Origin of the sequence: Leptolyngbya iicbica LK (assembly GCF_004212215.1) — a bacterium.
Classification (GTDB): domain Bacteria; phylum Cyanobacteriota; class Cyanobacteriia; order Phormidesmidales; family Phormidesmidaceae; genus Halomicronema; species Halomicronema iicbica.
This window is the reverse complement of sequence record NZ_QVFV01000002.1, coordinates 209794-234071: the sequence shown is the minus strand read 5'-3', so window position 1 is coordinate 234071 and position 24278 is coordinate 209794. Positions and strand designations below refer to the sequence as shown.

Here is a 24278-nt window from a genome sequence, read left to right as displayed (position 1 = left end):
TTCGGGATAAATAAAGCTTTGACAGTCCTCTCAGCTCACGACCAAGCGCTGTATTTGTTGAACCAGAGTTAGAGTCTCGATTCTGAATCCCTTAGTTACAATGGGGCGTCTCATCATGCAAGGCGGCCAAAACTTGCGCCTGAGTGATATCAGCCGCTGCTGCGTGAATTTTGTAGGTTTGCGTAGGCTGCGCCATCACGGCAATCACCGTTTCAATCGGGGGACATCCTGGTTCATGGCACTGTAGCTGACTGATTGAGATCGGCACGTCTGTCGATAAAGCTAGCCCTTCATAAACCCAAGTTTTGATTTGTTGAACCGCTCCGGGGTTGGCGGTGGGACGAGATTGTTTGAAAAGATTCATGGGCTCAGGCCGAAACAATAAAAACAAGAAAGCACGCTGTCCGGATAGATGAGCCCGATTATCGGCGCACTTTGCCGGTGAAGCCTGATGCTTTGAATTGCTCTAGCTTGAGGGGCTCTGGCTGATTTGCAGCGACCGAAATTCGCAGCTCGAATGGGCTTTCGCCGGGGGGAACCTCATCAATAGCTCCCAGTCGAGTGCGATTCATCATGGCCGGATTATTATTGGCGTCGTAGATGCGGCCAAAAATATCAGCGTTCAAGACTGGTTTGCCAGAGCGATTGACCGCCGTGCCTGAAATGAGATAACAGTTGGCTTTTTGTAAAGAACCCGGCGCGACGATCCCCTCTGACATTTCTTCGGGGCAAGCAGCGTAACTGAGGTCTTTCAACTCAATTGGTGTCATGGCGTGAGCCGACGGTGTCAACACAAATGTCAGTGCAAACAAGCACGTGATGAGTCCTGTCCAAAGTGCTGTTTTCAGTCCGGTGCGGAGCATAGATTTTCCTTTGCGCAAACAGTAACATCCCACTCATTAGCCTATCGTGAAATCGCAGGCAGCGGCAGCGATTAGGGTAATCCTAACTGCGATCGCAGGGTCTGACGCATGAGAGAAATGGGGGGCAACTGCTGAGTCCAAATTTGCAGGGCGGCAGCCCCCTGCTGCACCAACATTTCCGTGCCGTCAAAGGTGGCTAGTCCTCGCTGGGTGGCAAGTTGCAGAAATTGAGTGGGACTCGGTGTGTAAATTAAGTCATAGGCGATCGCGTTCATCGGCAACAAGGCCATTTGCGCGGCCGTGACCGGAGTTGCATTGACCTGAGGATGCATCCCTACCGGCGTCGTGTTGACGAGCAAAGTCGTGTCGGGCAACACCGTATCTAACTCAGTCATCAAACACGTGTGCAGAGATGGCTGCAGAGGGGAGTCTTGCCAACTGTAAACAAACTGTTGCAACTTATCGGCGCTGCGGCCAACTAGCCAAATTTCTGCGCAGCCCAGAGTGACACAGCCCGCGACCACGGCTCTCGCGGCACCGCCATTGCCTAAAATGACGACCTTTGAGGATGCCCAATTGCGCTTGCTTGCCTTCAAGGGCGCTATGAAACCCGTGACATCGGTATTGGTGCCCGCCCAGCCATCATCGGTCCGCCAGACGGTATTGACCGCCCCCACAGCTTGACTGATGTCAGTCACCGAGGCCAGGTGAGGCAGGACAGTCTGCTTATGGGGAATGGTGACGTTAAAGCCTTGAATGCCTAATGACCACAGCCCCGCGATCGCCGTCTCTAAAGCTGCCGGTTCTACAGCAAAAGGAACGTACACAGCATCGACGCTAAGCGCTGCTAGAGCCGCGTTTTGCATCGGCGGTGATAAAGAATGCTCAACTGGATAACCGATGATTCCCAATAATTGCGTTTTACCGGTCAAGCCTGATCGCGTCATGGTCGAGTCCTATGGCCACTGCCCGATCATCATGCCTGGAAACGGAGCAAATTTCATCTCCTTCAAAATGACGGTTCAGTCAGGCTCACGCTTGCCCTAATCGATCGCACTGACCCTCGAGCATCCGGGACTTAGGTGTTCTCCAGAAATAAATTTACCGTCGTAGGTTGGCGTCGAGGAACGAGACCCAACAGGCTTTAATCCTTCCTACTGTTGGGTTTCCTGACGTCAACCCCAACCTACACGACGAATTTTTCGGGTGATTTCTTTTTCAGAGATCTCCTTAGGACCAGTTGGAAACGTCACCTAATCGACAATAAAGCCGGTCTCAACACCAGTGGTTTCGTGAGCAGCAGTATCCAGTAACAGGGTCACCAACACGACGGTAATGTTGTCGCGGCCGCCATGCTTTTTAGCTGAGTTAATCAATGCCTGGGCGGCACTCTCAACCGCACGAATAGACTTTAAGTGAGCAGCAATCACAGTATCCGGCAACTCTTCCGTTAGGCCATCACTACAGAGCAGAAAGCGATCGCCAGGTTGAGCTTCAATCGATTGCACATCAATGCGATGCATGTCTTCCCGCCCCAGACATTGGGAAAGAACATGTCGCCAAGGATGATTGCGCGACTGATCCGGGGTCAATTCGCCTTCTTTAACAGCCCGAGCAATCCAGGTATGGTCTTCCGTCAGGGCGTTGATTTTAGGCCCTCGCAAGCGATACAGTCGGGAGTCACCTACGTGAGCACACCAAGGCTGGTCGTCTTTATCGGTGCGAAAGGTGAGCACCACTGCAGTGGTGCCCATATCGCCCCGCTCTGGATGTTGCTTTTGATCCGTGAGAATGGCTTTATTGGCCAGCACCATTGCTTGCTCAAGAATCTGTGGCGTCGCCAAATCTGATTCCCAATGCTCTTCCAGATACGTGCGAATGGTTGCAGTGGCGATACTACTAGCCTCTTGTCCGCCGGCATGGCCGCCCATACCGTCAGCCACAATAAAAAAGCGCCCCTGAGAATCAACGTGATAGGCATCTTGGTTGCTGGAACGCACCAAACCAGGATCAGTCATCCCAGAGAAGAGTAGCTTGAGCATCGACCCGTGTTTCCCTTACTAAAGCCGATCAGCGCGACCCATTTGCAGCATTAAACGCAGCAGGGCAAAACCTGCCACCCCCGCCACCAGAAACGCTGCGATCGCTAACCACAAAAACTCATAAACCAGCAGAATTGTTGCCGACAGGACAAAAGCCCCTACCAGCAGCGTGTAATTCGTAGCCATGTTGACGTTGCTCACCCGACGCAGAATCCGATCTGTTTCAATGGAACGAACCCGCACCCGCACATCACCGCGCTCCAACTTATCCAGCGTATCTTCCAACCGTCGGGGTAGGCCAAACGCGGTCGAGCCCACCTGAGCCGCTTGACGACCAATTTCGCCAAAGAGAGATTCTGTCGAGTTAGAAAGATCGTTGTTACTCATAAGCTTGGTGGCAAAGGGTTTAGCCGCTTCCATAAAATTGAACTCTGGGTCCAGTCCTTTGCCTACACCTTCGAGGGTTGAAAAGGCCCGCATCACAAAGGTAAAGGTGGCAGGAAATCGAAAGGGCTGGTCGTAAGCAATCTCATATAAATCATCGCTAATTTCAGCGACTGATTGCTCTTCAAAGGGCTTGTCCATCAAATTGTCCAAAATATATTGGACAGAGCGACGCACCGGCCCCATGTCTTCAGTCTCTTGCAGGGCACCCAAATCAACCAGCGATGAGACAACTAAATTTGCATCTCGCTGAGCGATTCCTATGAACGTTATCATAAGACGCTCACGGGTCACAGGCTTAACTTGACCCATCATGCCGAAATCGTAAAAAATTAACGCGCCTTCTGGGCTGACCGCAATATTGCCAGGGTGTGGGTCAGCGTGAAAGAAACCATCATCCAGCAACTGGTGTAGATAGGCTTTGGCTCCCAAATGGGCTAATTCCTTGCGATCTAATCCAGCCGCTTCCAGAGCTTCGTAGTGACTAATCTTGATGCCGGGCATATATTCCAGCGTCAGTACTCGAGGGGTCGCATAGCGCCAAAATACCCGCGGCACCCGAGTCCAGTCATGCTTGCGGAAGTTACGTCGGAAGGTATCGGCATTGCGACCTTCATTTAAATAATCAATCTCTTCCCACAGAATGCGGCAACATTCTTCATAAATGCCAATCCAATCTCGCCCTTTTCCCCAGTAGGGATGATTTTGGAAATAGACGGCGATGCCCCGCAAAATCGCCAAATCAATTTTGAACAGACGCTTTAAGCCAGGACGCTGAACCTTAACGACAACTTCATCCCCAGAGTGGAGTTGAGCCCGATGCACTTGGCCCAAGCTAGCGGCAGCCAGCGGAATGGGGTCAAAACTCTTGAATAATTCTGGAACTGACTTGCCAAAGTCGGCTTGAATGATTTCCTCAACCTGTTCATAGCTGAAGGCGGGCACGCGGTCTTGCAGTTTTGACAACTCTTCCACGTATTCAGTAGGAAAGAGGTCAGCCCGGGTCGAAAAAAGTTGCCCAAGCTTAATGAATGTCGGCCCTAATTCAAGGAATGTTTCACGGATCCAAATGGCTTGTTTACGTCGACGAGCCGCCATTTTTTCAGGCGTCATGTCGCCCTGATAGCTCCAAGGGCGCTTATGCAACCAACGAGCGCCCAAAAACCGAAAAACGAACGACCAAATATCGATGGAGCGCTTAGTGCGGGAGTAACGCTTGCGATTCCACTTGTAAGCTTTTTGGCGACGCTGAACAGTCATTTGCGGGTTTGAGGCTGGCGTCACGTTAGTCGTAGGCGGAGCAGCCAGTTTCATTAAGTTAGCGGCGGCACTCGATGCAGCAAAATCCGAGTGGGTTTCATGTGACATATCGTGGCCCTCTCGGGCATGAGCTTCGCCAGGGCTATCGCCATTCGTCGGCGTCGAGAGCTCCGCCGATGTCAACGTTTCCGGATCAGGCGGTTGAGCACCAAAAGCTTTGCCGTTGCCTGATTTGTTTTCAGGAAAGGCTGGCAAAGCAGTTTCAGAATCGTAAGCAGCAGACACTCAAACTCCCAGGTTACGCTCTAAGGGGGACAACACACACTCAGTCACAGCGGTCAAGAACGGCGTTAATTCAAGGATGCCCGGTACTGCTGCAAAGTTGAACGAACTTGAGCAATCTCGGCTCTCAAATTGTCAATCGTTGCCTGTAAATCTTGGGCATTGCCGGAATTAGCAGAAGCACTAAAGTCGCTACTGGCTGTTCCTTGCGAAACGGCGGCTTCTTGCTGCTGTACCCGCGCCATCACATCTTCAGTAAAGTTGCGCAGATTTTCTCGCTGCTCAGCGTCAAATCGCCCCAAATTACTGAGGGTTTCGGTCATCGCTTGCTCGGCTTGCTCAGCGATCGCAGACGCTAGCGCGCGACCCATAAAGAACGCATGGACAACGGGGCTACTCATAATGTCACACTTTGTTACACCTGTCGTTCAGATTATAACGTTCTGGCCCAAAAGTCCTCTATCTCCCTATTGATCCGCATTAATAGCGGTGGTTGAGAAACTGAACAGTTAACTTTCAGTTGCGGCTTCTGAGGTGGGATCAGCTTTCGGCACTGTCATTGAAGACGGCGCTGGTGATGTTTCCATCGGTTCTGAAGGAGCGGTTGGACGCGCCTCAGGCACCGCGATCGCGTCTGGAACTTCCACTGCTTCCAGGCCAACAGGCGCAGCATTGGGCTTCTCTGAGGGCGCTGTTGGCTGGGTATTGGTGAATGACGAGCCGCCAGTGGAGCCGTCTCTGGGCTGATTTAGAGGCGTCGCATCAGAAGAATTAGGGGAGTCCACGCCGCTGAAATCAGAGGGCGAGTTTAAGCTGTCTGTCAGGTCGCCAACTTCGCTGTTGAGAGGGTCATTCGAAATACTGTTGGTGCGGTTGAGTGTCGGAGACTCATACCAGCGATCGCGGCGCATCGGCGCATTGCTTGCCGGGACGTAGGGGGTATCAAATTCAGCCTCGGGGGTGTCGCCTGACCAGTCGGCTTGGGCGGGAAAGGATTGCTTCGGGTCTAACCGAATGGCGCCCGGCATCGACTGCGTATTTAATCGCCAGTACGTGCCCAGGGCACCACCGGAGATGGCCGCCAGCATCGCCGTGGCCGCCAACGAGGGTAATAGCCAGGAGCCTTGCTTGTTTGATGGAGTGGGACGAGCAACTTCAGTCATGGGGTTAGGAGAAGCGGAAGAGATTAGAGATTGACTCGGAGGAGACACTCGCACGATGGGGCCAGCATCAGGTAATTGCTGCAACCACTGTGGCAAAGTCAGCGTTGACTCATCTGGTGGCTGCGGGGCAAGCGCTTGTTCAATCGCGGTGATAATCATCGGGCTGACGTTGGGGCAGTGCGCTTGCAGCTGCGCTTTGATCGTGAGGCCATCTTCGGAGACCGGCCAGGTCAGCAATTGTCCGGTCAAAAAGCTGAACAGCAGTTTTGCCAGGGCTGGCACCGAGGTGTCGGGCGCGGTGTCAGGGGTGACAGCGTTTTGCAAGTAGGTATGGGGCAGTCCAGTCACCGTGACGGTATCTGTTTCCTGCGAGAGCCAAACCCGATTGGGTGAAAGATCAAGCCCCGTTAGGTCCTGAGTTTTGAGCCAGCTCAGGTGATCGGCAAGCTGACGAATGGTAGTTAACGCTTGTCGAGGAGACAGCGGAGCCCGGCTTTTGCGCACCGTAGACCACGGCAAGCCGACGGCTGTACTCATCGCTAGACACAGGGTCTGATCATCGCCGTGGAAGAGTTGAAACGATTGGGGTAGCGGCGACTGGGGTGAAAAGGCAATGCCTTCTAGACGGGCAATCAGCGTCGCCAAATCACTCTGGGCCAACTCGCCAATGGGAAAAACTTGGATGAACACCGGCATTCCCACGATTACATGGGTTCCCCAGTAAAGGTCGCCATTGGGTGCCGCTTCGAGCAAGGCGTCGATAACATAGTGGCCGTTTTGCAGCGCAGTTCCGGGGGCGAGTGGCATAGGCGTTGGCGAAGTTGCGAAACCGTACAGAATTTAGACTTTCTTAATCTACCGTGTTGTGTCTTAAATAGCAGATTCTCGGTGACGGTGAAGTATCAGGACGATCGCTGAATGTTAGAGGTGGCATTTTCGAGGGGATATTGGCGTTGAATGAACGCGATTGCCGCTGCCTGATTCGCCAACTCGCCGTCTAAAGTGGCGTACAAAGCCCTCAATAGCATGTCCCGATACGCCGGTCCTGGCGGATAGCCCAGCCGCTTTAAGTCTTGACCATTGATCGGTGCTTTGACCTGAGACCAATGGGTCAAGTAGCGCCAGATGCGATCGCTGGTGTGCCGAGGATGCCGGAGACTGATGAGCACGAGGGATTCTAAGTCATAGGCATCTAGCAGTTGCCGACACTGGCTAGGGCGATCGCACTGGGGGAGTTTCTCCAAAATCGCGACCTCTGCCGACGCTAACTGGGCCAGCCGTTGCACGCTGGTTTGGGGCAACTGCAAATGGGTGGCCACTGATTCGCGATCGCGGGTCGGAATGCCTGTGAGCAGCAATTCCAACCGCAGTTGCCATGGCGAGAGCGCCGCCAATAAGTCCACTTGTGCGAGCCAACGACTCAATCGGCGCAATTGTTGCCAGAGGCGATCGCTGAGTGCCAACTCGGGGTGCAAACACACCAGAGCCCCCAAATCATCCAGCAGGCTTAAGGCGGCTTCCCAATAATCTGCCGCCAAGATGTATTGCAATTCTGTTTTCAGCCGAGTTTGCAAGGTGGGCAGCTTAGCAATCTCTGTTTGCAGCCGTTTGTAAACACCACTATCAATGGCATGGCGAATAAAGCCTTCCGTTTGGGGTTCCAAAGTAAAACCCAGCCTTACCGCAAAGCGCACCGCCCGATAAATGCGCGTCGGATCTTCAATAAAGCTGTTGGCGTGTAATACCCGGATATGGCGCGCTTGGAGATCAACCAGGCCACCAAAAAAATCGAGGAGCTGCCCGGGTTGGGGGGGCGTCAGACTCACGGCTAGCGCATTGATCGTAAAGTCGCGGCGATACAGATCTTGGCGGATCGAACTGGCCTCCACTTCGGGATTGGCCGCCGGGTAAGGATAAAACTCCGTGCGGGCGGTAGCGATATCGACCATGAGTGAGCCGTCGCCCCCCATCGGTGATGTGTGCCAGACCAATGCAGCCGTCTGAAAGCGGCCATAGACCTGCAACTCAGCGTCAGGATGCTGCGCTTTAATGGCCTCTGCCAGCACCACCCCGGCCCCCATTTCGAGGGTTTGATAAGCGCTATCCACCACCAAATCGACATCTGGCAAGTCGAGCAAAGTGTCCGGTTCACTCAGAAACAAATCTCGTACGCCACCGCCCACGAGATAGAGTTGCCAACCGCGATCGCGGGCCACCGCCGCCATCGACTGCAACATCTCCCACAACGCCGGGGCCAGACGGGCCTGCAGCGTTTGCCAAAGTTGGGACGGGCTGGGAGGCCGCACCATCGCAGTCACAGGTTCGGCAACGGTGACTTGAGCTTGCTGAGATTGGTGTAGCTGCCGCAGTACATCGGTGCGGGTGACGACCCCAACTAGGCGATCGCCCTCCAAAACAGGTAGTCGGCCAATGTCATAGGTCACCATCAGCGCTTCGATATCGGGCAGGGGCGTGTGTGGCTGCACCGTTTTGATTTGGGTGGACATGTAGCCCTTGACCGGCGCGTGGCCAAACCCATGATGGAGCGCCAAGTCGATGTCGCGACGGGAGATCACCCCAACCAACTCACCATTGCGATCGACCACCGATAGGCCGGAATGGCCGTAGCGCAAAAGAATCCGTTGGGCTTCGGTGATTTGGGTACTGGGGCGGATAGTGCGCACCGGCGACGACATCAAATCCCGAGCGGTCGGCATCGGGGGAATCTGTTGGCGGAGCTCTGCCAAAGTTCGTTCAAATTCCCCTTGCGCATCGTCTGTGATATAGGTGGCCGCCGCCGCTGTGGGATGACCGCCGCCGCCCAGCCGGGATAGCAGCACATTGAAATCAATGCCAGGGTGTTCTGGAGTCGCGGCGACTCGGCCCCGAGTGCGGCCAATCAACACCAGTTTCTGCGTGGTTTCCCGCGAAGGAAACCACGCCCCAAACAGCAAACTGTCCAAATCTAGAAAGGTGAGCAACCGCTCAGCCAGTCCAGATAAACCAGGAACGTGGGTAGCGGTTTTCAGCAACACCCAACCCAGGGTGTGCCCCGGCTGCTGCTCGCGCTGCAATTGAGTGATCGCCGTTTCGGACAAATCCTGCAACGTCGGGGAAAGATTGGGTTCCACAAATTCTGCGATCGCGCTCTGGCTCGCCCCCTGGCCCATCACCCACGCCAGTGCCGCCGCATCCCGCACCGTCGACGACGTGAAGGTAAGCGATCCCGTATCCACATGAATCCCTAGCGCCATCACAGTCGCCTGGCTGGTATTTAACTGCAGACCACGGGCTTGCAAGGCTTCCACCACTAACGTAGTTGCTGCGCCCACCTCGTCGACGATCAATTCAGTGGCGGGCAAAGTGCGATCGCCCCCGCTGTGGTGGTCATAGACCTGCACCTCGCCCCCCCGCTCCGCGACGCGGGTCACCCACGATCCCACTGGACCAAGTCGTTCTAACGATTGGGTATCGACCACCGCGATCGCCTCAACCGCATCGAGATCGACAGCCCGCCGCTCAATCAACGGGTATTCGTCGCGATGCAGGGCCAAAAAAGCCTGCACCGTTGGATGGCAGCCGCCTGCCAACACAATGCGAGCCGCCGGGTATAGTAGCGCGACCCCAACGGCGGCACCGAGGGTATCAAAGTCAGCGGTGGTATGGCACAAGACCAGATCCATAGGATCAACCAATATGTGGTGGCATCGTCGCTAGCAAATGTAGTTCGCCTCCCTAACCCCCTGTGACCAATTAACTGCGCTGAGTTACTGAGGATTAAGGCTTCCGTCGCATCCACATTTCTGATAGCTTACTAATAATAATGTGGTAGCTAGCAGACCACCGAGACTGCACGGTTCCGCATTACTGTTGTGTTGAGATAGAGAGATTTAATCAAGATGGTAATTGTTTTCCAGTTGGCACTCTTTGCGCTGGTTCTCCTGTCTTTTGTGATGGTGGTCGGCGTACCTGTCGCCTATGCCTCGCCTCAAAACTGGGAGCAGTCCAAGCGTTTGATCCTGCTAGGGTCTGTCGTCTGGGGGATTTTGGTTGTAGTTGTCGGTAGTCTCAACTACCTTGTGGTGTAGCCATATTTTTAGGCATTGATTTTTCATGGCTGTTTTGGAAGGGAATTTTCACCAGAGCGAACCCCGTCGTTTTGCTCTGGTGATTGGTCGTTTTAACGACCTTGTCACGGAAAAGCTTTTAGGTGCTTGCCAGGATTGTTTGAAGCGTCACGGGGTCGATGTTGATCCCCATGGTGAGCAGGTCGATTATGCCTGGGTGCCAGGAAGCTTTGAGATTCCGATGGTGGCCCGCCAGTTAGCGCTTACTGGGCGCTATAACGCCATTATTTGCTTAGGCGCAGTGATCAAAGGGCAAACGCCCCACTTTGATTACGTAGCCGCTGAGGTTTCCAAAGGGATAGCCGCGGCAAGCTTTCAGACTGGGGTGCCCATTGTGTTTGGCGTCCTCACGACTGACACAATGCAGCAAGCGTTGGAGCGAGCTGGCATTAAGAGCAATCTGGGGTGGAGCTACGCCATGAGCGCACTAGAAATGTCGAGCTTGATGGGACAAATTCAAGCTTTGCCGAGTGATCCGCAGAATGGTTTGCTATCGGCTGGGGCTGCACCAACTTTGCCATCGGCAGCAGTGCCGACCCAAGCGACCTCTACCAACCAGTAGCATTGTCATCCTGTTGATGGCCTCATCCTGCTGATGGACGCGATCGCGCCCATTACTGCATTAATCTGCCGGCTGAGATTGCGTAAACGCTTGGTACTGCTCAGCCAAATTGGCATAGGCTGACTGAGTTTGATGCAGTCGCGGATTGAGCAGCGACTCTACGGGCTGACCGCCCGGGGTGCAATGTTGCTCCATGATCGTTTGGGCGTCAGCAGGTTGCACTCGACAGTACCAGGTGTCACCAGGCATCACGCGCACAGTCGGCCCAGAACCGCACTGCCCCTGGCACTCGCATCCTTGCACCAGCAAATGATCCGACTGATGCTGTTGAAACGCCGCCAGCGTCTCGGCAGCGCCATTGCGTAGACAAGAGCGGTGCTGACAGACTGTGATCAGGTATCGCGAAGAAGAATTTGCCATCTCTGGTTATCGAATATTGGCTGCCAGGGTCTTGTGTCTTTAAAGTAACAAGTTTTATACACGGCTCAATTGAGGCTGTGGCATTGGGTGCAATGATGCCTTGAGAAAACTGCATTCCTGACTGGGGGATGGCTGATGGTGAGAATGACCTCGATGCCCCAGTTAGCTGTCAATGGACGATTAATAAGGCTTGAGACGCCATGTGCTAGCTGCTACGGGGTATATGTCTCTCGCCTGCAAGTGCTGGCTGGGCAAGGCGATCGCCACGACCTAACCTAGAGAGTCTACATCACGCCTGTTTAAGAACAGAAAACTCCATCGGCGTCGCTTCATCGTTGCTTCACAAGGCTTTATCCTCCCTTCACACAGTCCGCTAAACGTCAGATCTCTGCACCGCAAACGGACAGCGTTGAGCACGGCATCAACCGGGATCAGAGGCAGCCACCAACTAACCCCAAGAATTCCTGAACTTGAGCAGAGTTTTCCTGAAGATTTCCCTATCGACTCATCAAAAAAAGTCAGACATGATGAAAACGTGGTCAGCCTTGCTGGCTCACTGTCGTTACCGATTTCTATCAGCGATGTCATCTCCCATCTTAAATCTGTCCTCTTCACTTGAATGTCCGAAATGCAGCAAGAACACCATTGTGAGTCACCAAAATGGGATTTACCAATGCCTGAGTTGCAATTTTGAGCGTGACCTGAGCACCGAAAACGAGTTGCTGCCCGCAAAAGGTGGCCTGGGTGAATTGGTGTTTGCCATTGGTGGCTTTTTGGTTGCCGCCGCCCTGATTTTGTGATGGCGGTTTGCATTAACAGCAACATTTATTTATGGGAACAGATCCATGCGACAACCTCAGCGACATAACCTATTGTTCCGGGCAGCCTGCGAAGGGCTGAAGCTTCTCGCATTCATGGTGGTTGGGTTTATCAGTATTTGCCTGCTCTGGGCTTTATTCGGCACGGTTGAGCAAACAGAAGCGCTGATGCGAGTAGTGATGCCAGTGTTTTTGCGGCTCACTGCCGGATTGATGAGTTTGTTTGCGATCGCAGGCCTGATTGAATCACTGGAATAGCCTGAATTTTGACCGCATCAACTAAATCAGTGAGCACTGGTAGCCGGATCTGGGATAGCCAAGAGCTGCCGCAGCGATCGCTGAATCAGGGCGATCGTCAAGCTAGGTTGTTCTAACTGCGGCGTCAGCCCCACGTTCTCAATGATCTCGAATTGCTGGATAGCCTCAGGATTCAGTGCTGCCAGACGTTTGCCCAATTCCACATCGGTAAATTGCGCTGCTTGGCCCCAAAACACGACCGTCGGCACCGTCAGTTGTGGTAGCCACTCCGCCAGATCAAAACACAGATCGCCGCGCACAAATGACAACGCCGCATACTCCGCATTGGGTTGGGTAGCGGAAGCCAGATATGCCTCCACCATTTCACCTGTGATCAGGTCAGGGTTAGCAAACTGGCGATTACTCAAGAAACCACTAATGCCCGCCGAAGTCGCGATCGCGCTCTGATAAAGCACTTTATCCAGCAGGGGGACGCGCAAAATTTGCGGTAACCAACTCTCGCTAAAATCTTTACCAAAATCTGACAGTCCTGCTGGGGTGACCAAAATTAGCCCCTTCACCAGTTCAGGCTGCTGCACCGCCACCCGCACCATGATGGCGGCAGTCAAGGCCGAGGCAATGACGATCGCTCCTTGCGGGGCTAATTTTTGCAACAGTTGGACAATGGTCGTTTCGTAATCGCTGATTTGATAGCTGCGTTCAGGATGATCAGACTGGCCCCACCCGATGAGATCAGGGGCAAACACCCGATAATCACTTGCAAACGCCGGATAAACCTTCGACCATTCATAGGAGGATGACCCGCCACCAAAACCGTGTAGAAAGAGCAGGGTTTGGTCGGGATGATCAGCCACCGGCCAAAACTCTGGCTGGGGAGCCGCATAGGCGATCGCGCCTAAGTCGGTGACGATAGAGCGTTGCTCAAATCCGGGTGCGATGAACATGTTGGCGATCCTCAATTTCAGCGGTGATGGTTGCCAACGACTCGCACAGACCCTGCTGGGATGACATCCATAAGCTTCTTGATAACTGATTATGTCTAGATTTGGCACCTGACAAAAGAGTTATTTCTCAGGACTGACGCCCAACACCTCCGGATGGGAAGGACATAATCCCGTAAACAATAAAGCTCGTGGCTAACTGCTGTAACGATCGGGTTTGCGCCTTTTGTGGACGGTAACAGTTAGTCTATTGAGGATAAGCACATGTGCGGGCCACAGACTTTTGTCTGATCAGCAACCTGGCACCTCAATTGTGCGTCTACACCCTTTAGTTCTCTGTCATAGATTCAATGGTTTTACGATATTTTGCAGCCAGTATTGTCGGCTTAAGTTTAGCCGCTGTGAGTTTGCCAGCTGAGGCCCGCCCCGAAATCGCGAGTGGCGATCAATGGCTCGAAGGTGTCGACCAAGAACAGTGTCTCAGTCGTGCCGATGACTTTATCCGCGAACTGAATGTGCCGAACGAAGCGGGAGATATTGACCGGACTGGTTACTTCGACGACGGCGTTTTTCGCATCTTGTGTTACACCGGGGGTGAGGATTCCAGCATGTTGCTGGTATTTTCAGCCCACAATGACAGTATCGAAGTCGCCACTCAATTCCTCCAGTTCGCGTTAGAAGAACTCGCCGTTGCCGCAGACACTGATGAGGAAGCCGGGCTACTTTAGCATTCCTCACACCGCCATCAATATCGCGCGCGGTTGCGGTTGACCTTAGCAGCGAGATATTGACCGGATGCAGCCAGTGCCGCGTCCGGCGATCGCGCCTGGCTAAGGACCGAAACCGTTACCGTGATGCAGGTTGAAACCGATATCTGTTTAGTGGGGCTTGGGATCCCCAGCTGTCGCTGCCCCCTTGGTAAGGGGGCTCAGAGTATCCCGGCTCAAAGTCCCTCTTGTTAAGGGGGATTTAGGGAGATCAGTAGCAACCTGACGCTAAGCAGACACTGAAACTGCACCACGAATACCTCATGCTCAGGGTGAGATGAGGTCTAGTGACTGGTCAGGGCTGCCAATCCCCGGCGGTAGATGGTTTGAGCGTATTCTGTCCAAGCGCCCTGCCCCCAATAGCGGAAGCAGCTCGTCTCTAACAGCAAATTGTGCAGCAGTGCGCGGTGATAGGCGGGCGATCGCTCATCTCCCAACTTGCCCGCTTGCACTGCTTGGTGAAAGCGAGCGCTGAGCTGCTGCATAGGTTGCATGACATTGCCATACCCCTCAACCCAGCTGCGATCGCTCGTCCAAGATGAACCTTCCATGTGGAAGTTGCCATCTTCTGCTTGGATAGAGGAGATCGCGGTCTGCACGGCTTCGGGGGTAGGGCGATCGCCCACCAGCTGCCACAGCCGATGTTGCCCAATCGCCTGACAGGTTGGGAAGTCTGCTTCCGTGACACCAGCGGCGGCCAACAGTTCCAGGTATTCTGTAGCAAGGAAGCCGACCGTACCGACACGACCACAGCCATGTTGCCGCATTTCATGCCAGCAGCGCTTAAACATACTGGGAAACTCATTCATCATGACCCCACCATTTTCGCCATCACTGATCTGTGAGACTAGCGGTGGCACCGATTGATTCCCCAGCGTCATTGGTTGCAGCGTCTTGGCTTCAGCAAACGGCTGCATCTGGCCCACCAGTTTTGTGTCCGATCCCTGGGTTTTGATGAGCACCGTGATTTCTGCTACTTCGCCCTGAGAATTTTTGGCCACCAGCCGATGCGGGAGATGGGGTTGAGGAATGCCGTGGCCTTCTAGGGTTTCGATCGTGTGCTCTTGCACCATCAGCCACTGATAGCCACAGTCCTTCAGCGCTTTAACCAAGGCATAAAGGGTATCGGGGTGGTTTGGCAGGTGCATCTCTGGCGGCGAAAAGCCCCGCACTCGAGAGAGCGCTTCCCAGCCAAATAGGGCCGCAAAATGATGTTGCCAAGCGCGAATGTGTAACGCAATATCCGGAATGGGGGTCGAGGGCGCCACCGCATGGCCCCAAAAAGTGCCGAGCCATTCCACATAGGGTTGATATTTAGCGTCACAGGTAATGCGCTTCAGCTTGTCAAGAATGTCGTGGCGATTCATCTGCTGGAAGCCCCACAGCAACGTGCCGGAGTAATCCAACATGATGCGGGGATTGCAGCCTTGCTCCACCAATTCGGGAATGAAGTCGCCCATGCGAGCGTAGCAATAGGCAAATGGCCCAGCATTATGGTTATCCCCGTCGTAGGGGTGCTCAAACATATGTTGCAGGTTGCTGATGAGTTGCCCATTTTGCCCAGCGGGGATCGTCGGTTGGTGCATGTGGAGGGCGATCGCAAACCCCGCCGAAATATCGGATAACCGCAGATTGGTGTGCTCTAAATACAGCGGATCGGTGCCCTGGGTAGCGGCTTGAAGGCGATCGCTCCACCCCGCGAGAGGCGGCATATCGTCAATCAATTGGGGCAAGCGATCCATGATGGAGTGGGCAGCAGTAGCGACCATGAAACCTCAGCACAAATAATCTTTTTCAGTGTCGCACCGTTCGCTACAAGTTGAGTCGTGATTATGCGTTTGATAAACGATCTTTAACAGTTGTGACACCGCCAGGGCGAAATTGCCATTGTGATCAAGGCGGTGGGCCAGTTTCCCCTCAATGACTTGCATCATGCAGGGTAGTCGCCAGTTTGAGATGAGCGACAGCGATAACCAGGCGCAACGAAGCTAGCTTGCTCACCACTGGTCGCGATTAGACAGTGCGCCTAAGAAAACGGGCAAGCAGAGAGCGGCTGTTTCAGAGGTCGAGATAATTCTTTAACCACATTTGGCAAGGCAAAAAAATCTCAGACTCAAATTGTTCTGATGGGGGGAGATTTGAGCCGAAATGGCCTCAGCCTCAACGGTGTTTCACAGGTTTTTAGTTTTAGGATGAATAGACTACCCTAAGCGGCAAGCAGGCTGTTTGGTAGCCAAGCGCTGCGCTATTGACTTTTGGATTCTCACTGAGTTTATTGCAAACGCAACTATGTATAACTTGAAAGCTATTGTGGTGGGGGCTGGCATTGGGGGACTCACGACCGCGATCGCCCTCAAACAAGCCGGCTACACGGTCGAAATTTACGACAAAGTCAGCGCCTTACGCCCTGCAGGGGCGGGCATTTCGCTCTGGTCGAACGGGGTCAAAGTGCTAAACCGCCTGGGTTTGGGTGAGCAGCTAGCGGCCTTGGGTGGCACCATGAACCGGATGGAATATCGCAGCCACCAAGACGAACCGCTTAGCCACATCGACCTGATGCCGCTGGTTCATCAGGTGGGGCAGCGACCTTACCCGGTCTCGCGCACCGACTTGCAGGACATGTTGCTGAACGCAGTGGGACGTGACCAGGTGCAGTTGCAGATGCGCTGCGTGGAGGTGGAAGAAACTGCTGATCAGGTCACCGCAATTTTCGAAAACGGTCACCGTGCGACGGGGGATCTGCTCGTCGGAGCGGATGGCATTCATTCCCGCGTGCGGGAGTATGTTTTGGAGACATCGATCAGCCCACGCTATGCCAACTACGTCAACTGGAACGGCATTGTCGATGCCCAACCCGGTCTCTGTGAGGCTGATAACTGGGTGATCTATGTAGGACAGGGCAAACGCGCCTCGATGATGCCCATTGGGGGCGATCGCTTTTACTTCTTTTTTGGGGCGCCCATGCCCAAAGGCACTCACGTCGAACCGGCCCAGCGCCGAGATGAATTAGCCGAAATTTTTGCGGGTTGGCCCGCTCCTGTCCAAACCTTGATTCAAGCTTTGGATCCGCTCAACACCAATCGTCTTGAAATTCACGATATCGATCCGCCCCATCACTTAGCTCGCGGTCGAACGGTGCTGATTGGTGATGCTGCCCACGCGACGACTCCGACTCTGGGGCAAGGGGGCTGCCAAGCGGTAGAAGATGCCGAGGTGCTCACCCGCTATCTGGTCACCACCAACATCAGCGTGTCGGATGCCTTGCAGCGTTACGAACAGGAGCGCAAAGACCGCACCGCTGCCCTCGTGCTCAAAGCCCGCAAGCGGACGGACACCATTTATGGCAAAGATCCGGCACTGACGGAAGCCTGGTATGAAGAACTCAAACAGGAATCACCCGAGGCGGTGACTGGGGCCTTAGCCAAGGTCATCTTAGGGGGCCCGATGCGGTAGTCAAAGGGCCACTTTCTCAGCCAGACGAGCCGCTCTTAAATCGAGCATGAGTCTGGCCCTAAACAATTTTGAGAGGCATTTTTATGACAGGAAAATTGACGACGCATGTGCTGGATACAGCGAATGGTTGTCCAGCCGCGTCAATGGGGGTGGGCCTGCGGTTTATCGACCCCGCTACGCAGCAATCCGTTTTGCTCAAGCACACCTTCACCAATGCCGATGGACGCACGGATGCGCCAATGCTGAGCCCCGAAGAGTTCAAGGTCGGCCAGTATGAACTGGTGTTTGAAGTTGATGCTTACTTTCGGCGGCGAGGGATGGAGCTACCAGAACCAGCCTTTTTAGGCGAAGTGACGCTGCGGTTTGGCATTGCGGATGTCGAGGCACACTATCACGTGCCGCTGTTAGTCTCGCCCTGGTCTTACAGTACCTATCGGGGGAGCTAGCAGCAATGGGGCAAGTTACTTTAGCGGCGTTGAACGAAATGGATGAAGTGCATTTCACCCAGGCATTAGGCGATATTTTTGAGCACACGCCCGCGATCGCTCAAAAGGCTTGGCCCCAGCGTCCCTTTGCGACGGTGGAAGCATTGCATCAGGCGATGGTGACAGTGATGCAAGCCCTGCCAACCGAAGATCAGTTACGGCTAATCCGAGCGCATCCCGATCTGGGCACTAAAGCCAAAATGGCCGACTCATCCGTGCAAGAGCAAGCCGGGGTTGGCCTTGATCGCCTCTCGCCAGAGGAGTTTGCCACTTTCTCGGAGTTGAATCAGGCGTATCGCGATCGCTTCCATTTTCCCTTTATCGTCGCCGTCAAAGAACACACCAAAACCTCAATTTTGGCTGCCTTTCGTCAGCGCTTGACCCACGACGCGGCAACGGAGCGTCAAACCGCCTTGGCCGAGATTGCCAAAATTGCCGGGTATCGCCTTGGAGCATTAGTGCAGGACTAATCCCTATGCTTCAAAATAGCGGCGCAACAAAGCGATTTTCCGTTATTACCGCTCCCAAATTAACCGCGCTAGACGACCTACTAAGTCGCTGATCGGGGAGGGAAAATCGCTTTTCCAGAGAGTCCGGTTCAATATCCTGACTTAGCGGACGGTCGCGTAATTGTGCGATCGCCTCGCTCGGCACCGTAAATTTCCTTAGCTCGGGGATGACACGAATCGAGGGCAGCGCTATTGTAGGCGTGGCAAATTTGGGTCAGCACAAGCTAAAGTGGTACTGAGTACGGATTATGGAATACTTATCTCCCCTGTACTCATGTCAGTGATGGGATGCCCTACTTGCTGTTCCTTGCCTCTAGGGTGAATAACCAGCAGTAACTTAGCTAAACCCATGGCATTCCCTATCTGTTGTCGATCTGTGGAGTACACGTAAGATGGAGAGCCCGACAGCTGCTAAACCGATCCGTTCTTTAGAAGATGCTTTTGAGCGCTGTCAGGTCTTGAAAATGCGCCTGAGCCGACAACGCCGCTACATTTTAGAACTGCTGTGGGAAGCCAAAGAGCATTTATCGGCCCGCGAGATCTACGATCGCCTTAATCGTCAGGGGTGCGAGATCGGCCACACCTCGGTCTATCAAAACCTGGAAGCCCTCTCTGAGCACAATATTATTGAGTGCGTCGAGCGCTCCGATGGCAGGCTGTATGGGCACATCAACGACGCCCATAGCCACGTTAACTGCCTGGATACCGAGCAAATTATCGATGTGCGCGTCGAGTTGCCCCCTGAGCTGATTCGTCAGGTAGAAGCACAAACAGGCACTAAGATTACTGAATATCGCATTGACTTTTTTGGCACTCGACAGTCAGCTTCCGAAACTGTCTAAATGCCGAACACTTCTTTGGTGAAGAGAACGAGAATAGCGCCAAAGACGATCGCGGCCAGTATCAAATCCATAACCATTACCCTGAAAAAGACTGCGTATGCTGAAGCTGCGCCAACTTTGCTTGACGCAATGGTTAGCATTTACTGCCTTAACGTACCCAATCTAGCGACTCCGGTTAAGTAGGGAACCACCTATCTTGACAGAAGCCTGATTCCATGGTGAGTGTAGTTAATGATTAACCGGGCAATAGCCCTGGCGGCGGGTTGATCACGACATAGCCAGCGTCGATATCCACGACGGGGACAATCTCTTCGACAAAAGGAATGAGGACAGGCGGAGCCGATTTGGATTTGTGCTTTTTTGTCTGACCAATGTCAGGTTTTGCGGTGACCGCCGCCAGGTCGGAGAAGAGTTCGATCGCGAGTAAATCGTTCCCCGCTGAGTAAATATCGACCACTGTGCCGATGTCCTCATCCGTTGTCTGGAGGCGAACGGTGAGTCCCACCAAATCAGCCACATGAAATTCCCCCGGTTCGAGAACCAGGCGATCGCTCGCCGCAATTAATAGACGTGCTTCTCGCAGAGCTTCCACCTGGTCGCGATAATTTACCCCTTTGAGCTTGATGACATACAGCCCCTTGCCCGCTAAATAGCGACCGGAGATCAGCTTTACAGTTTCAGGCTCGGTGTGGCCCGGTTTCAGGAGCCAGCGATCGCCCGGCTCCAAAAACCGCTCCGGAAAGTCGGTGTCAGGATACACCCGCATCTCGCCATTCAGTCCTTGGGGGGCGACGATGCGACCAATTTCAATCCAGTCATCGGACAATGCTTCGTTCATCACCGTCTTCAAGCACCCACTGCGGTCAGACTGGGTTGATACAGAGCCGTCACCACACTCGCCAAATGTTGAATCGCCTGGTCAATTTCGCCATCGGCCGCTGTCAGGCTAATACGAATACACTGGCGAGTGTGAGACCAATCTTCTTGCAAGCCGGGGAAGAACGGATCACCGGGCACCACGATCACCCCATATTGCTTGAGCTGCTGATACAGTTCGCGATCGGTCACAGGCAGTTGGTCAAACCAGAGCCAAGCGAAGATGGCCCCTTCACCGCGGTGCAAATACCAGGGCACATCTCCAGGCATATGCCGATCCAGACTGTCGGCAAGGACGGCAAATTTATTCTGGTAATAGGGACGAATCACCGTTTCTGATAGGTGAGCGAGGGCACCCGAGGCGATCGCTCGGGCCGCGATCGCTTGACCATAGCGCGACGAATGGATACACAAATTGGTCTGGAACGACTGCAAGATTTGAATGATCGACTCATCGCCCAACGCAATCCCAATCCGTTCCCCCGGCAGCCCCGCCTTCGACAAACTGAGGCAATGCACCATGTTGTCGCGGAAAATCGGCGTCATTTCCGTAAAGTTGAGCGCTGGATACGGTGGCGCATAGGCCGAATCCACAAAGACGGGCACGTTGTGGGGCGCAGCCAAGTCAGCAATACGGTGGACTTCGTCATTCGTCAACACATTCCCCGTGGGATTGCAGGGTCGCGAAAATAAGACGAATCCGGTGCGATCGGTAATTTCTAGCTGGCTGAAGTCAGGGCGATATTTAAAGGAGTGAGCGGCGACATCAATATCCAACGTCGGTTTGTAGGCCCGCAGCGCTTCTGGATACAGCGAGACGCCGCCATAGCCGGTGTAATCAGGACTCAGCGGTAGCACAATTTCCCGTAGTTGCCCGTCCGCTGTGTAGCCGCCAAAGGCGTTGGCCGCAAAAAAGTACAGCGATTGACTGCCCGGTGTAATGAGGATGTTGCGCTCGGTCAAATTGAGCCCGTAGCGTTGATTAAAGTCTACCAGCACGGCCTCAATGAGTGGTTCATACCCCTGACTAGAGCCATAACGACAAACGACCTCGCCATATTCGGCACTGGCCAGCAGGTCAGCCGTGCAGTCGCGCCAGAGTTGCTCGACCTCGGGCAAAATCACCGGATTACCGGCACTCAAATTAATGAAAGACTGCCCCTGGCCCGCTCGCAAGGTTTCAATAATGTCTTTCATAATGGCTCTCACCCCCGTTAGGTGAGACATTTGATCGCCAAATTGGGTCAGGGCAGGATTCATAGGTCAACCAATGAAGGGCAGGGATGGACGCGCGATCGCGGCCACTCGGTGAGCGAGTCTTGCCAGAATAACATTCTTGATTCGGCATGGGCACAGGAAATCGGGGAAGCCACTGCGGTGGGCGATCGCGCCCGCTTAGAACCCTCGCCAACTAGTCGCCCCTAAACGCGATCGGGCAGGATGGCCAAGATCGACTAGCCTGTAGGAGACCCACCCATCCAGCCTGGAAAAGGAGACGACCCGCGTGGACACAGTAGCGTTAGGGGCGAGTGCGAGCCTCATCGCCGGACTCGGCACCGGCATCGGTGCTTTGCCAGTCTTACTGCCCTGGATGCCCGACGCAAAGGTGGAAGGCGTGTTGTTGGGCATTGGCGGCGGCATTATGCTGGCGGCAACCTCGTTTTCGCTCGTCGTGCCAGGCACTGCCGCAGCGATGGAGTTAGGCTATTCCGAAGCGATCGCGGCGCTGATTATGGGTCTCGGCATTTGTCTGGGGAGCGGCTTGCTCTGGCTCGTCCACAACCGCTTTCCCCACGAGCACGTCTTTAAAGGGCTGGAGGGACCAGCAGCAAAAAATTTGAAGCGGATTTGGCTGTTTGTCGCCGCGATTACCCTGCACAACTTTCCCGAAGGCTTGGCCGTCGGAGTCGGGTTTGGTTCTGGTGATACAACCCAAGGCTTAACGCTGGCCCTGGGCATCGCGTTGCAAAATATGCCGGAAGGGTTGGTTGTCGCCTGGTCGCTCAAGAGCCTGCAATATTCTCCCTATTATGCCCTCGGCATTTCGACCCTGACGGGACTGGTCGAACCCGTGGGCGGCCTGGTGGGGGCGGGCCTTGTCAGCATCGCTCAAGAAGCTTTGCCCTGGGGCATGGCTTTGGCCGCCGGTGCCATGCTGTTTGTGATTGTGGATGAAATTATTCCCGACATCTCCCAAAAGAGCCTGGGCCAGAGCGGCACCCTGGGCGTCATGGCGGGCTTTGTGGTGATGATGTGCCTGGATATTGCCTTGGGCTAGAGGTTCGCCCCCGGCTCATCCGGAGGGAATGGCTCGGGGTGAGATTCATGTTCCACTTCAAAGACGTGGCCATACAGGCTAGAGAGGATCTGTTTACCTTCTTGGGTGAGTTTCAAGTGGGCGATCGCATCTTTGATGAAGGGATACACCGTTTTCCAATAAAAGCGGGGATAGTTGCGCCGCAAGTCTTCGGGATGACGATATCCCAACTGCTGATTGACGCCCGTTTCCTCAAATTCATAAAACAGGGCGGGAATTTTGTGCAAATAGCGAGGATCTGATAGCTGCCCGATCAGGTCAGCCGCTCGCACTAACCCTGGAAACTCCGTCGTGTCTTGATGATCCCCATCCAATGGCACGGGAAACCGCGTGAGCTCAATATTGCGTTTGATGACTTCTGCGTTGATCAAGGCATGGCCGCCAAAACGCTCTTGCACAAAGAGTTTGCCGCGATCGACATGGTAAGGCGTGAGACTGGCGTCGGTGTGTCCCTCGGGAAACTGTACGGTTTCGTCTTGTCTGCCGGTGGCATAGGTTCGGCCAGAAATGACATCTCGACGGCACACCCCTTTGACGTAGCCAATGTCGTGGCACACCAGCGAAATCGTGAAGTGCAGCCAGTCTTCGCAGGAGACTCGCCCTTCGCGAATGTGCTTGCCCCGCAAAATTTGCTGGCCCACCAAAGTTACGAAGATGGCATGTTCAACGTCGTGATAGAGGGCATTGCTGTTGGCGATGGTTTCCACTCCCATGTTGCCGACCCAGGCAATGATGTCGGCGTAGTCAGGCTTGAGCCCACCGTAGGTTTGGGTGTAATTGGACCGCAGTTCGGCAACAAAAGCGTTACCGAGAATCTTGTTGGGATTGATCATGCGACTGGGAGAACGGGGAGAAAAGTTGGCGAAGAGCTGTATGTCTGTTCTATCCGATCTATCCAGGGCGCAACAACCGCATCAGGACGCTTCTGATCGGTAACTAGCCGGTAAAAGCAACCCGGCCCCTTGTTGGGTAACACGATAGTTTGAAGTTATGCCCCAGGGACCGGGGGCCTGACGTTAGCCATTGACCGCAGTGGTAAAGCTAAGCCTTGCCGTGGCATTGTTTGTACTTTTTGCCGCTGCCGCACCAGCAGGGTTCATTGCGTTTGGGTGTTACGGGCGGCAAGTGCTCGCCATCAAGGTAAAACCAGATCCCTTTCTGCTTTTGGAAGCGCGATCGCTCGTGGATTTGTCCGGGTTGGTCGGCCTGAAACCGGGCGACAAATTCGACGATGCCAGTATCGTCATCTGGCTGTCCCTGCTGAGTCGAGAGAATGGTTAACCCGAGCCACGTCGTGTTTTGCATACTCTGGCGCAGGGTGGCGCGATCGCTCAAGCGGCGCTGGGTGGGATGGTGCGTCGCCATGAGATAGTCGATATTTTGCTGCACATAGGCGGTGTAACGCGATCGCATCAGTGCTTCGGCGGTGGGCGCAGCCTGTTGCCCAGAGAGATAAGGTTCGCAGCAGCGGAGCAACGGTCGTTGACTCCCACAGGGGCACTGGGTAAACGCAGTCATGGATAAGGTCGAGACAGCCGATAAAACTACTGGGCAGATTAGCCAAAATCCCCGCATCAAGGCAACCTCAGAACGCCCTTGAGATCTCACGATTTGCGCTTAGGTGCAGCCAGCCATTACCACCAACAGCGTGATTGGGCAGCATTTTTACCTTTAGTTCGGCACATTACAAGTTGCCTGTTGCGGCCCCCATATCTGACCAGCAATGGTCCCAATTACCCAGCCATCCCCAAAACCAGCTCCTGTGTATACACATCTCGGCCCTCACCCCCTCAGTCCCCCTCTCCCAAAAATGGGCGAGGGGGAGGCCAGACAAAGCTTTCCGGCTCCC

25 protein-coding genes are annotated in these 24278 nt (G+C 54.2%); 10 read left to right on the top strand and 15 right to left on the bottom strand.

Annotated elements, in window-relative coordinates:
- Nucleotides 1–91 precede the first annotated feature (91 nt).
- The 8 genes from DYY88_RS08150 to DYY88_RS08115 form a co-directional block, all read right to left on the bottom strand.
- A complete protein-coding gene (locus tag DYY88_RS08150; protein ID WP_039728552.1) occupies nt 92–364 on the bottom strand; it encodes a hypothetical protein in 273 nt (90 codons plus the stop codon).
- Nucleotides 365–422: 58 nt separating this feature from the next.
- On the bottom strand, nt 423–770 hold the full coding sequence (locus DYY88_RS08145) for a hypothetical protein (RefSeq protein ID WP_367889276.1): 348 nt from the start codon (nt 768–770) through the stop codon (nt 423–425).
- Between the two features lie 164 nt (nt 771–934).
- A complete protein-coding gene (locus DYY88_RS08140) occupies nt 935–1810 on the bottom strand; it encodes a shikimate dehydrogenase (RefSeq protein ID WP_039728553.1) in 876 nt (291 codons plus the stop codon).
- Between the two features lie 306 nt (nt 1811–2116).
- Nucleotides 2117–2905 (bottom strand): PP2C family protein-serine/threonine phosphatase, encoded by a 789-nt coding sequence (locus tag DYY88_RS08135; RefSeq protein ID WP_044151363.1) that lies wholly within the window; start codon nt 2903–2905, stop codon nt 2117–2119.
- An 18-nt stretch (nt 2906–2923) separates the two neighbouring features.
- Nucleotides 2924–4894, bottom strand: coding sequence for an ABC1 kinase family protein (locus tag DYY88_RS08130; RefSeq protein WP_367889275.1), 1971 nt, complete (start codon nt 4892–4894; stop codon nt 2924–2926).
- A 65-nt stretch (nt 4895–4959) separates the two neighbouring features.
- Nucleotides 4960–5292, bottom strand: a complete 333-nt coding sequence (locus DYY88_RS08125; protein ID WP_039728555.1) for a DUF6825 family protein — start codon at nt 5290–5292, stop codon at nt 4960–4962.
- 108 nt (nt 5293–5400) lie between these two features.
- Nucleotides 5401–6861, bottom strand: coding sequence for a protein kinase family protein (locus DYY88_RS08120; RefSeq protein ID WP_039728556.1), 1461 nt, complete (start codon nt 6859–6861; stop codon nt 5401–5403).
- A gap of 95 nt (nt 6862–6956) precedes the next feature.
- Nucleotides 6957–9737 (bottom strand): CBS domain-containing protein, encoded by a 2781-nt coding sequence (locus DYY88_RS08115; RefSeq protein ID WP_039728557.1) that lies wholly within the window; start codon nt 9735–9737, stop codon nt 6957–6959.
- A 216-nt stretch (nt 9738–9953) separates the two neighbouring features.
- Here DYY88_RS08115 and psbZ point away from each other — a divergent pair, with 216 nt between their 5' ends.
- Together psbZ and ribH are read left to right on the top strand one after the other, a co-directional pair.
- The gene (gene psbZ / locus DYY88_RS08110; protein ID WP_039728558.1) at nt 9954–10142 is read left to right on the top strand and encodes a photosystem II reaction center protein PsbZ; all 189 of its coding nucleotides are present in this window, start codon (nt 9954–9956) and stop codon (nt 10140–10142) included.
- 25 nt (nt 10143–10167) lie between these two features.
- Nucleotides 10168–10743: a 6,7-dimethyl-8-ribityllumazine synthase gene (ribH, locus tag DYY88_RS08105; protein ID WP_039728560.1), complete on the top strand. Its 576-nt coding sequence runs from the start codon at nt 10168–10170 to the stop codon at nt 10741–10743.
- Between the two features lie 60 nt (nt 10744–10803).
- Here the strand turns inward: ribH and DYY88_RS08100 are convergent, their stop codons facing one another.
- Nucleotides 10804–11163 carry a (2Fe-2S) ferredoxin domain-containing protein gene (locus DYY88_RS08100; protein WP_063776199.1) on the bottom strand — a complete coding sequence of 120 codons (360 nt, stop codon included), beginning with the start codon at nt 11161–11163 and terminating at the stop codon, nt 10804–10806.
- Between the two features lie 647 nt (nt 11164–11810).
- On the opposite strand from DYY88_RS08100, the gene DYY88_RS24055 reads away from it, so the two are divergent.
- Complete coding sequence (locus DYY88_RS24055; RefSeq protein WP_160299593.1) at nt 11811–11963, top strand: hypothetical protein; 153 nt, start codon at nt 11811–11813, stop codon at nt 11961–11963.
- A 45-nt stretch (nt 11964–12008) separates the two neighbouring features.
- Entirely contained in the window at nt 12009–12239 is a 231-nt protein-coding gene (locus DYY88_RS08095) for a hypothetical protein (RefSeq protein ID WP_130199368.1), read from the top strand.
- A gap of 26 nt (nt 12240–12265) precedes the next feature.
- Here the strand turns inward: DYY88_RS08095 and DYY88_RS08090 are convergent, their stop codons facing one another.
- Nucleotides 12266–13183 (bottom strand): alpha/beta fold hydrolase, encoded by a 918-nt coding sequence (locus tag DYY88_RS08090; RefSeq protein WP_039728564.1) that lies wholly within the window; start codon nt 13181–13183, stop codon nt 12266–12268.
- Between the two features lie 347 nt (nt 13184–13530).
- Between DYY88_RS08090 and DYY88_RS08085 the strand changes: the two genes are divergently transcribed.
- Entirely contained in the window at nt 13531–13908 is a 378-nt protein-coding gene (locus DYY88_RS08085; RefSeq protein ID WP_044151364.1) for a hypothetical protein, read from the top strand.
- A 323-nt stretch (nt 13909–14231) separates the two neighbouring features.
- On the opposite strand, the gene DYY88_RS08080 is transcribed toward DYY88_RS08085, so the two are convergent.
- Nucleotides 14232–15716, bottom strand: a complete 1485-nt coding sequence (locus tag DYY88_RS08080) for a polysaccharide deacetylase family protein (protein WP_201279061.1) — start codon at nt 15714–15716, stop codon at nt 14232–14234.
- Nucleotides 15717–16236: 520 nt separating this feature from the next.
- Between DYY88_RS08080 and hpxO the strand changes: the two genes are divergently transcribed.
- From hpxO to DYY88_RS08060, 4 genes are all read left to right on the top strand, one after another.
- A complete protein-coding gene (gene hpxO / locus DYY88_RS08075; protein ID WP_039730286.1) occupies nt 16237–17400 on the top strand; it encodes an FAD-dependent urate hydroxylase HpxO in 1164 nt (387 codons plus the stop codon).
- Between the two features lie 83 nt (nt 17401–17483).
- On the top strand, nt 17484–17846 hold the full coding sequence (gene uraH / locus DYY88_RS08070; protein ID WP_039728565.1) for a hydroxyisourate hydrolase: 363 nt from the start codon (nt 17484–17486) through the stop codon (nt 17844–17846).
- Nucleotides 17847–17851: 5 nt separating this feature from the next.
- The gene (uraD, locus tag DYY88_RS08065) at nt 17852–18355 is read left to right on the top strand and encodes a 2-oxo-4-hydroxy-4-carboxy-5-ureidoimidazoline decarboxylase (RefSeq protein WP_039728566.1); all 504 of its coding nucleotides are present in this window, start codon (nt 17852–17854) and stop codon (nt 18353–18355) included.
- A gap of 431 nt (nt 18356–18786) precedes the next feature.
- On the top strand, nt 18787–19236 hold the full coding sequence (locus DYY88_RS08060; RefSeq protein ID WP_039728567.1) for a Fur family transcriptional regulator: 450 nt from the start codon (nt 18787–18789) through the stop codon (nt 19234–19236).
- 235 nt (nt 19237–19471) lie between these two features.
- Here the strand turns inward: DYY88_RS08060 and rimM are convergent, their stop codons facing one another.
- Entirely contained in the window at nt 19472–20074 is a 603-nt protein-coding gene (rimM, locus tag DYY88_RS08055) for a ribosome maturation factor RimM (protein ID WP_039728568.1), read from the bottom strand.
- A gap of 8 nt (nt 20075–20082) precedes the next feature.
- Nucleotides 20083–21372 carry a valine--pyruvate transaminase gene (locus DYY88_RS08050; RefSeq protein ID WP_039728569.1) on the bottom strand — a complete coding sequence of 430 codons (1290 nt, stop codon included), beginning with the start codon at nt 21370–21372 and terminating at the stop codon, nt 20083–20085.
- 244 nt (nt 21373–21616) lie between these two features.
- Here DYY88_RS08050 and DYY88_RS08045 point away from each other — a divergent pair, with 244 nt between their 5' ends.
- A complete protein-coding gene (locus DYY88_RS08045; protein WP_039728570.1) occupies nt 21617–22390 on the top strand; it encodes a ZIP family metal transporter in 774 nt (257 codons plus the stop codon).
- Here DYY88_RS08045 and DYY88_RS08040 read toward each other — a convergent pair.
- Together DYY88_RS08040 and DYY88_RS08035 are read right to left on the bottom strand one after the other, a co-directional pair.
- Complete coding sequence (locus DYY88_RS08040) at nt 22387–23262, bottom strand: Npun_R2479 family HD domain-containing metalloprotein (protein WP_044151365.1); 876 nt, start codon at nt 23260–23262, stop codon at nt 22387–22389. The genes DYY88_RS08045 and DYY88_RS08040 overlap by 4 nt on opposite strands.
- A gap of 208 nt (nt 23263–23470) precedes the next feature.
- A complete protein-coding gene (locus DYY88_RS08035; RefSeq protein ID WP_039730288.1) occupies nt 23471–23947 on the bottom strand; it encodes a YchJ family protein in 477 nt (158 codons plus the stop codon).
- Nucleotides 23948–24278: the final 331 nt, after the last annotated feature.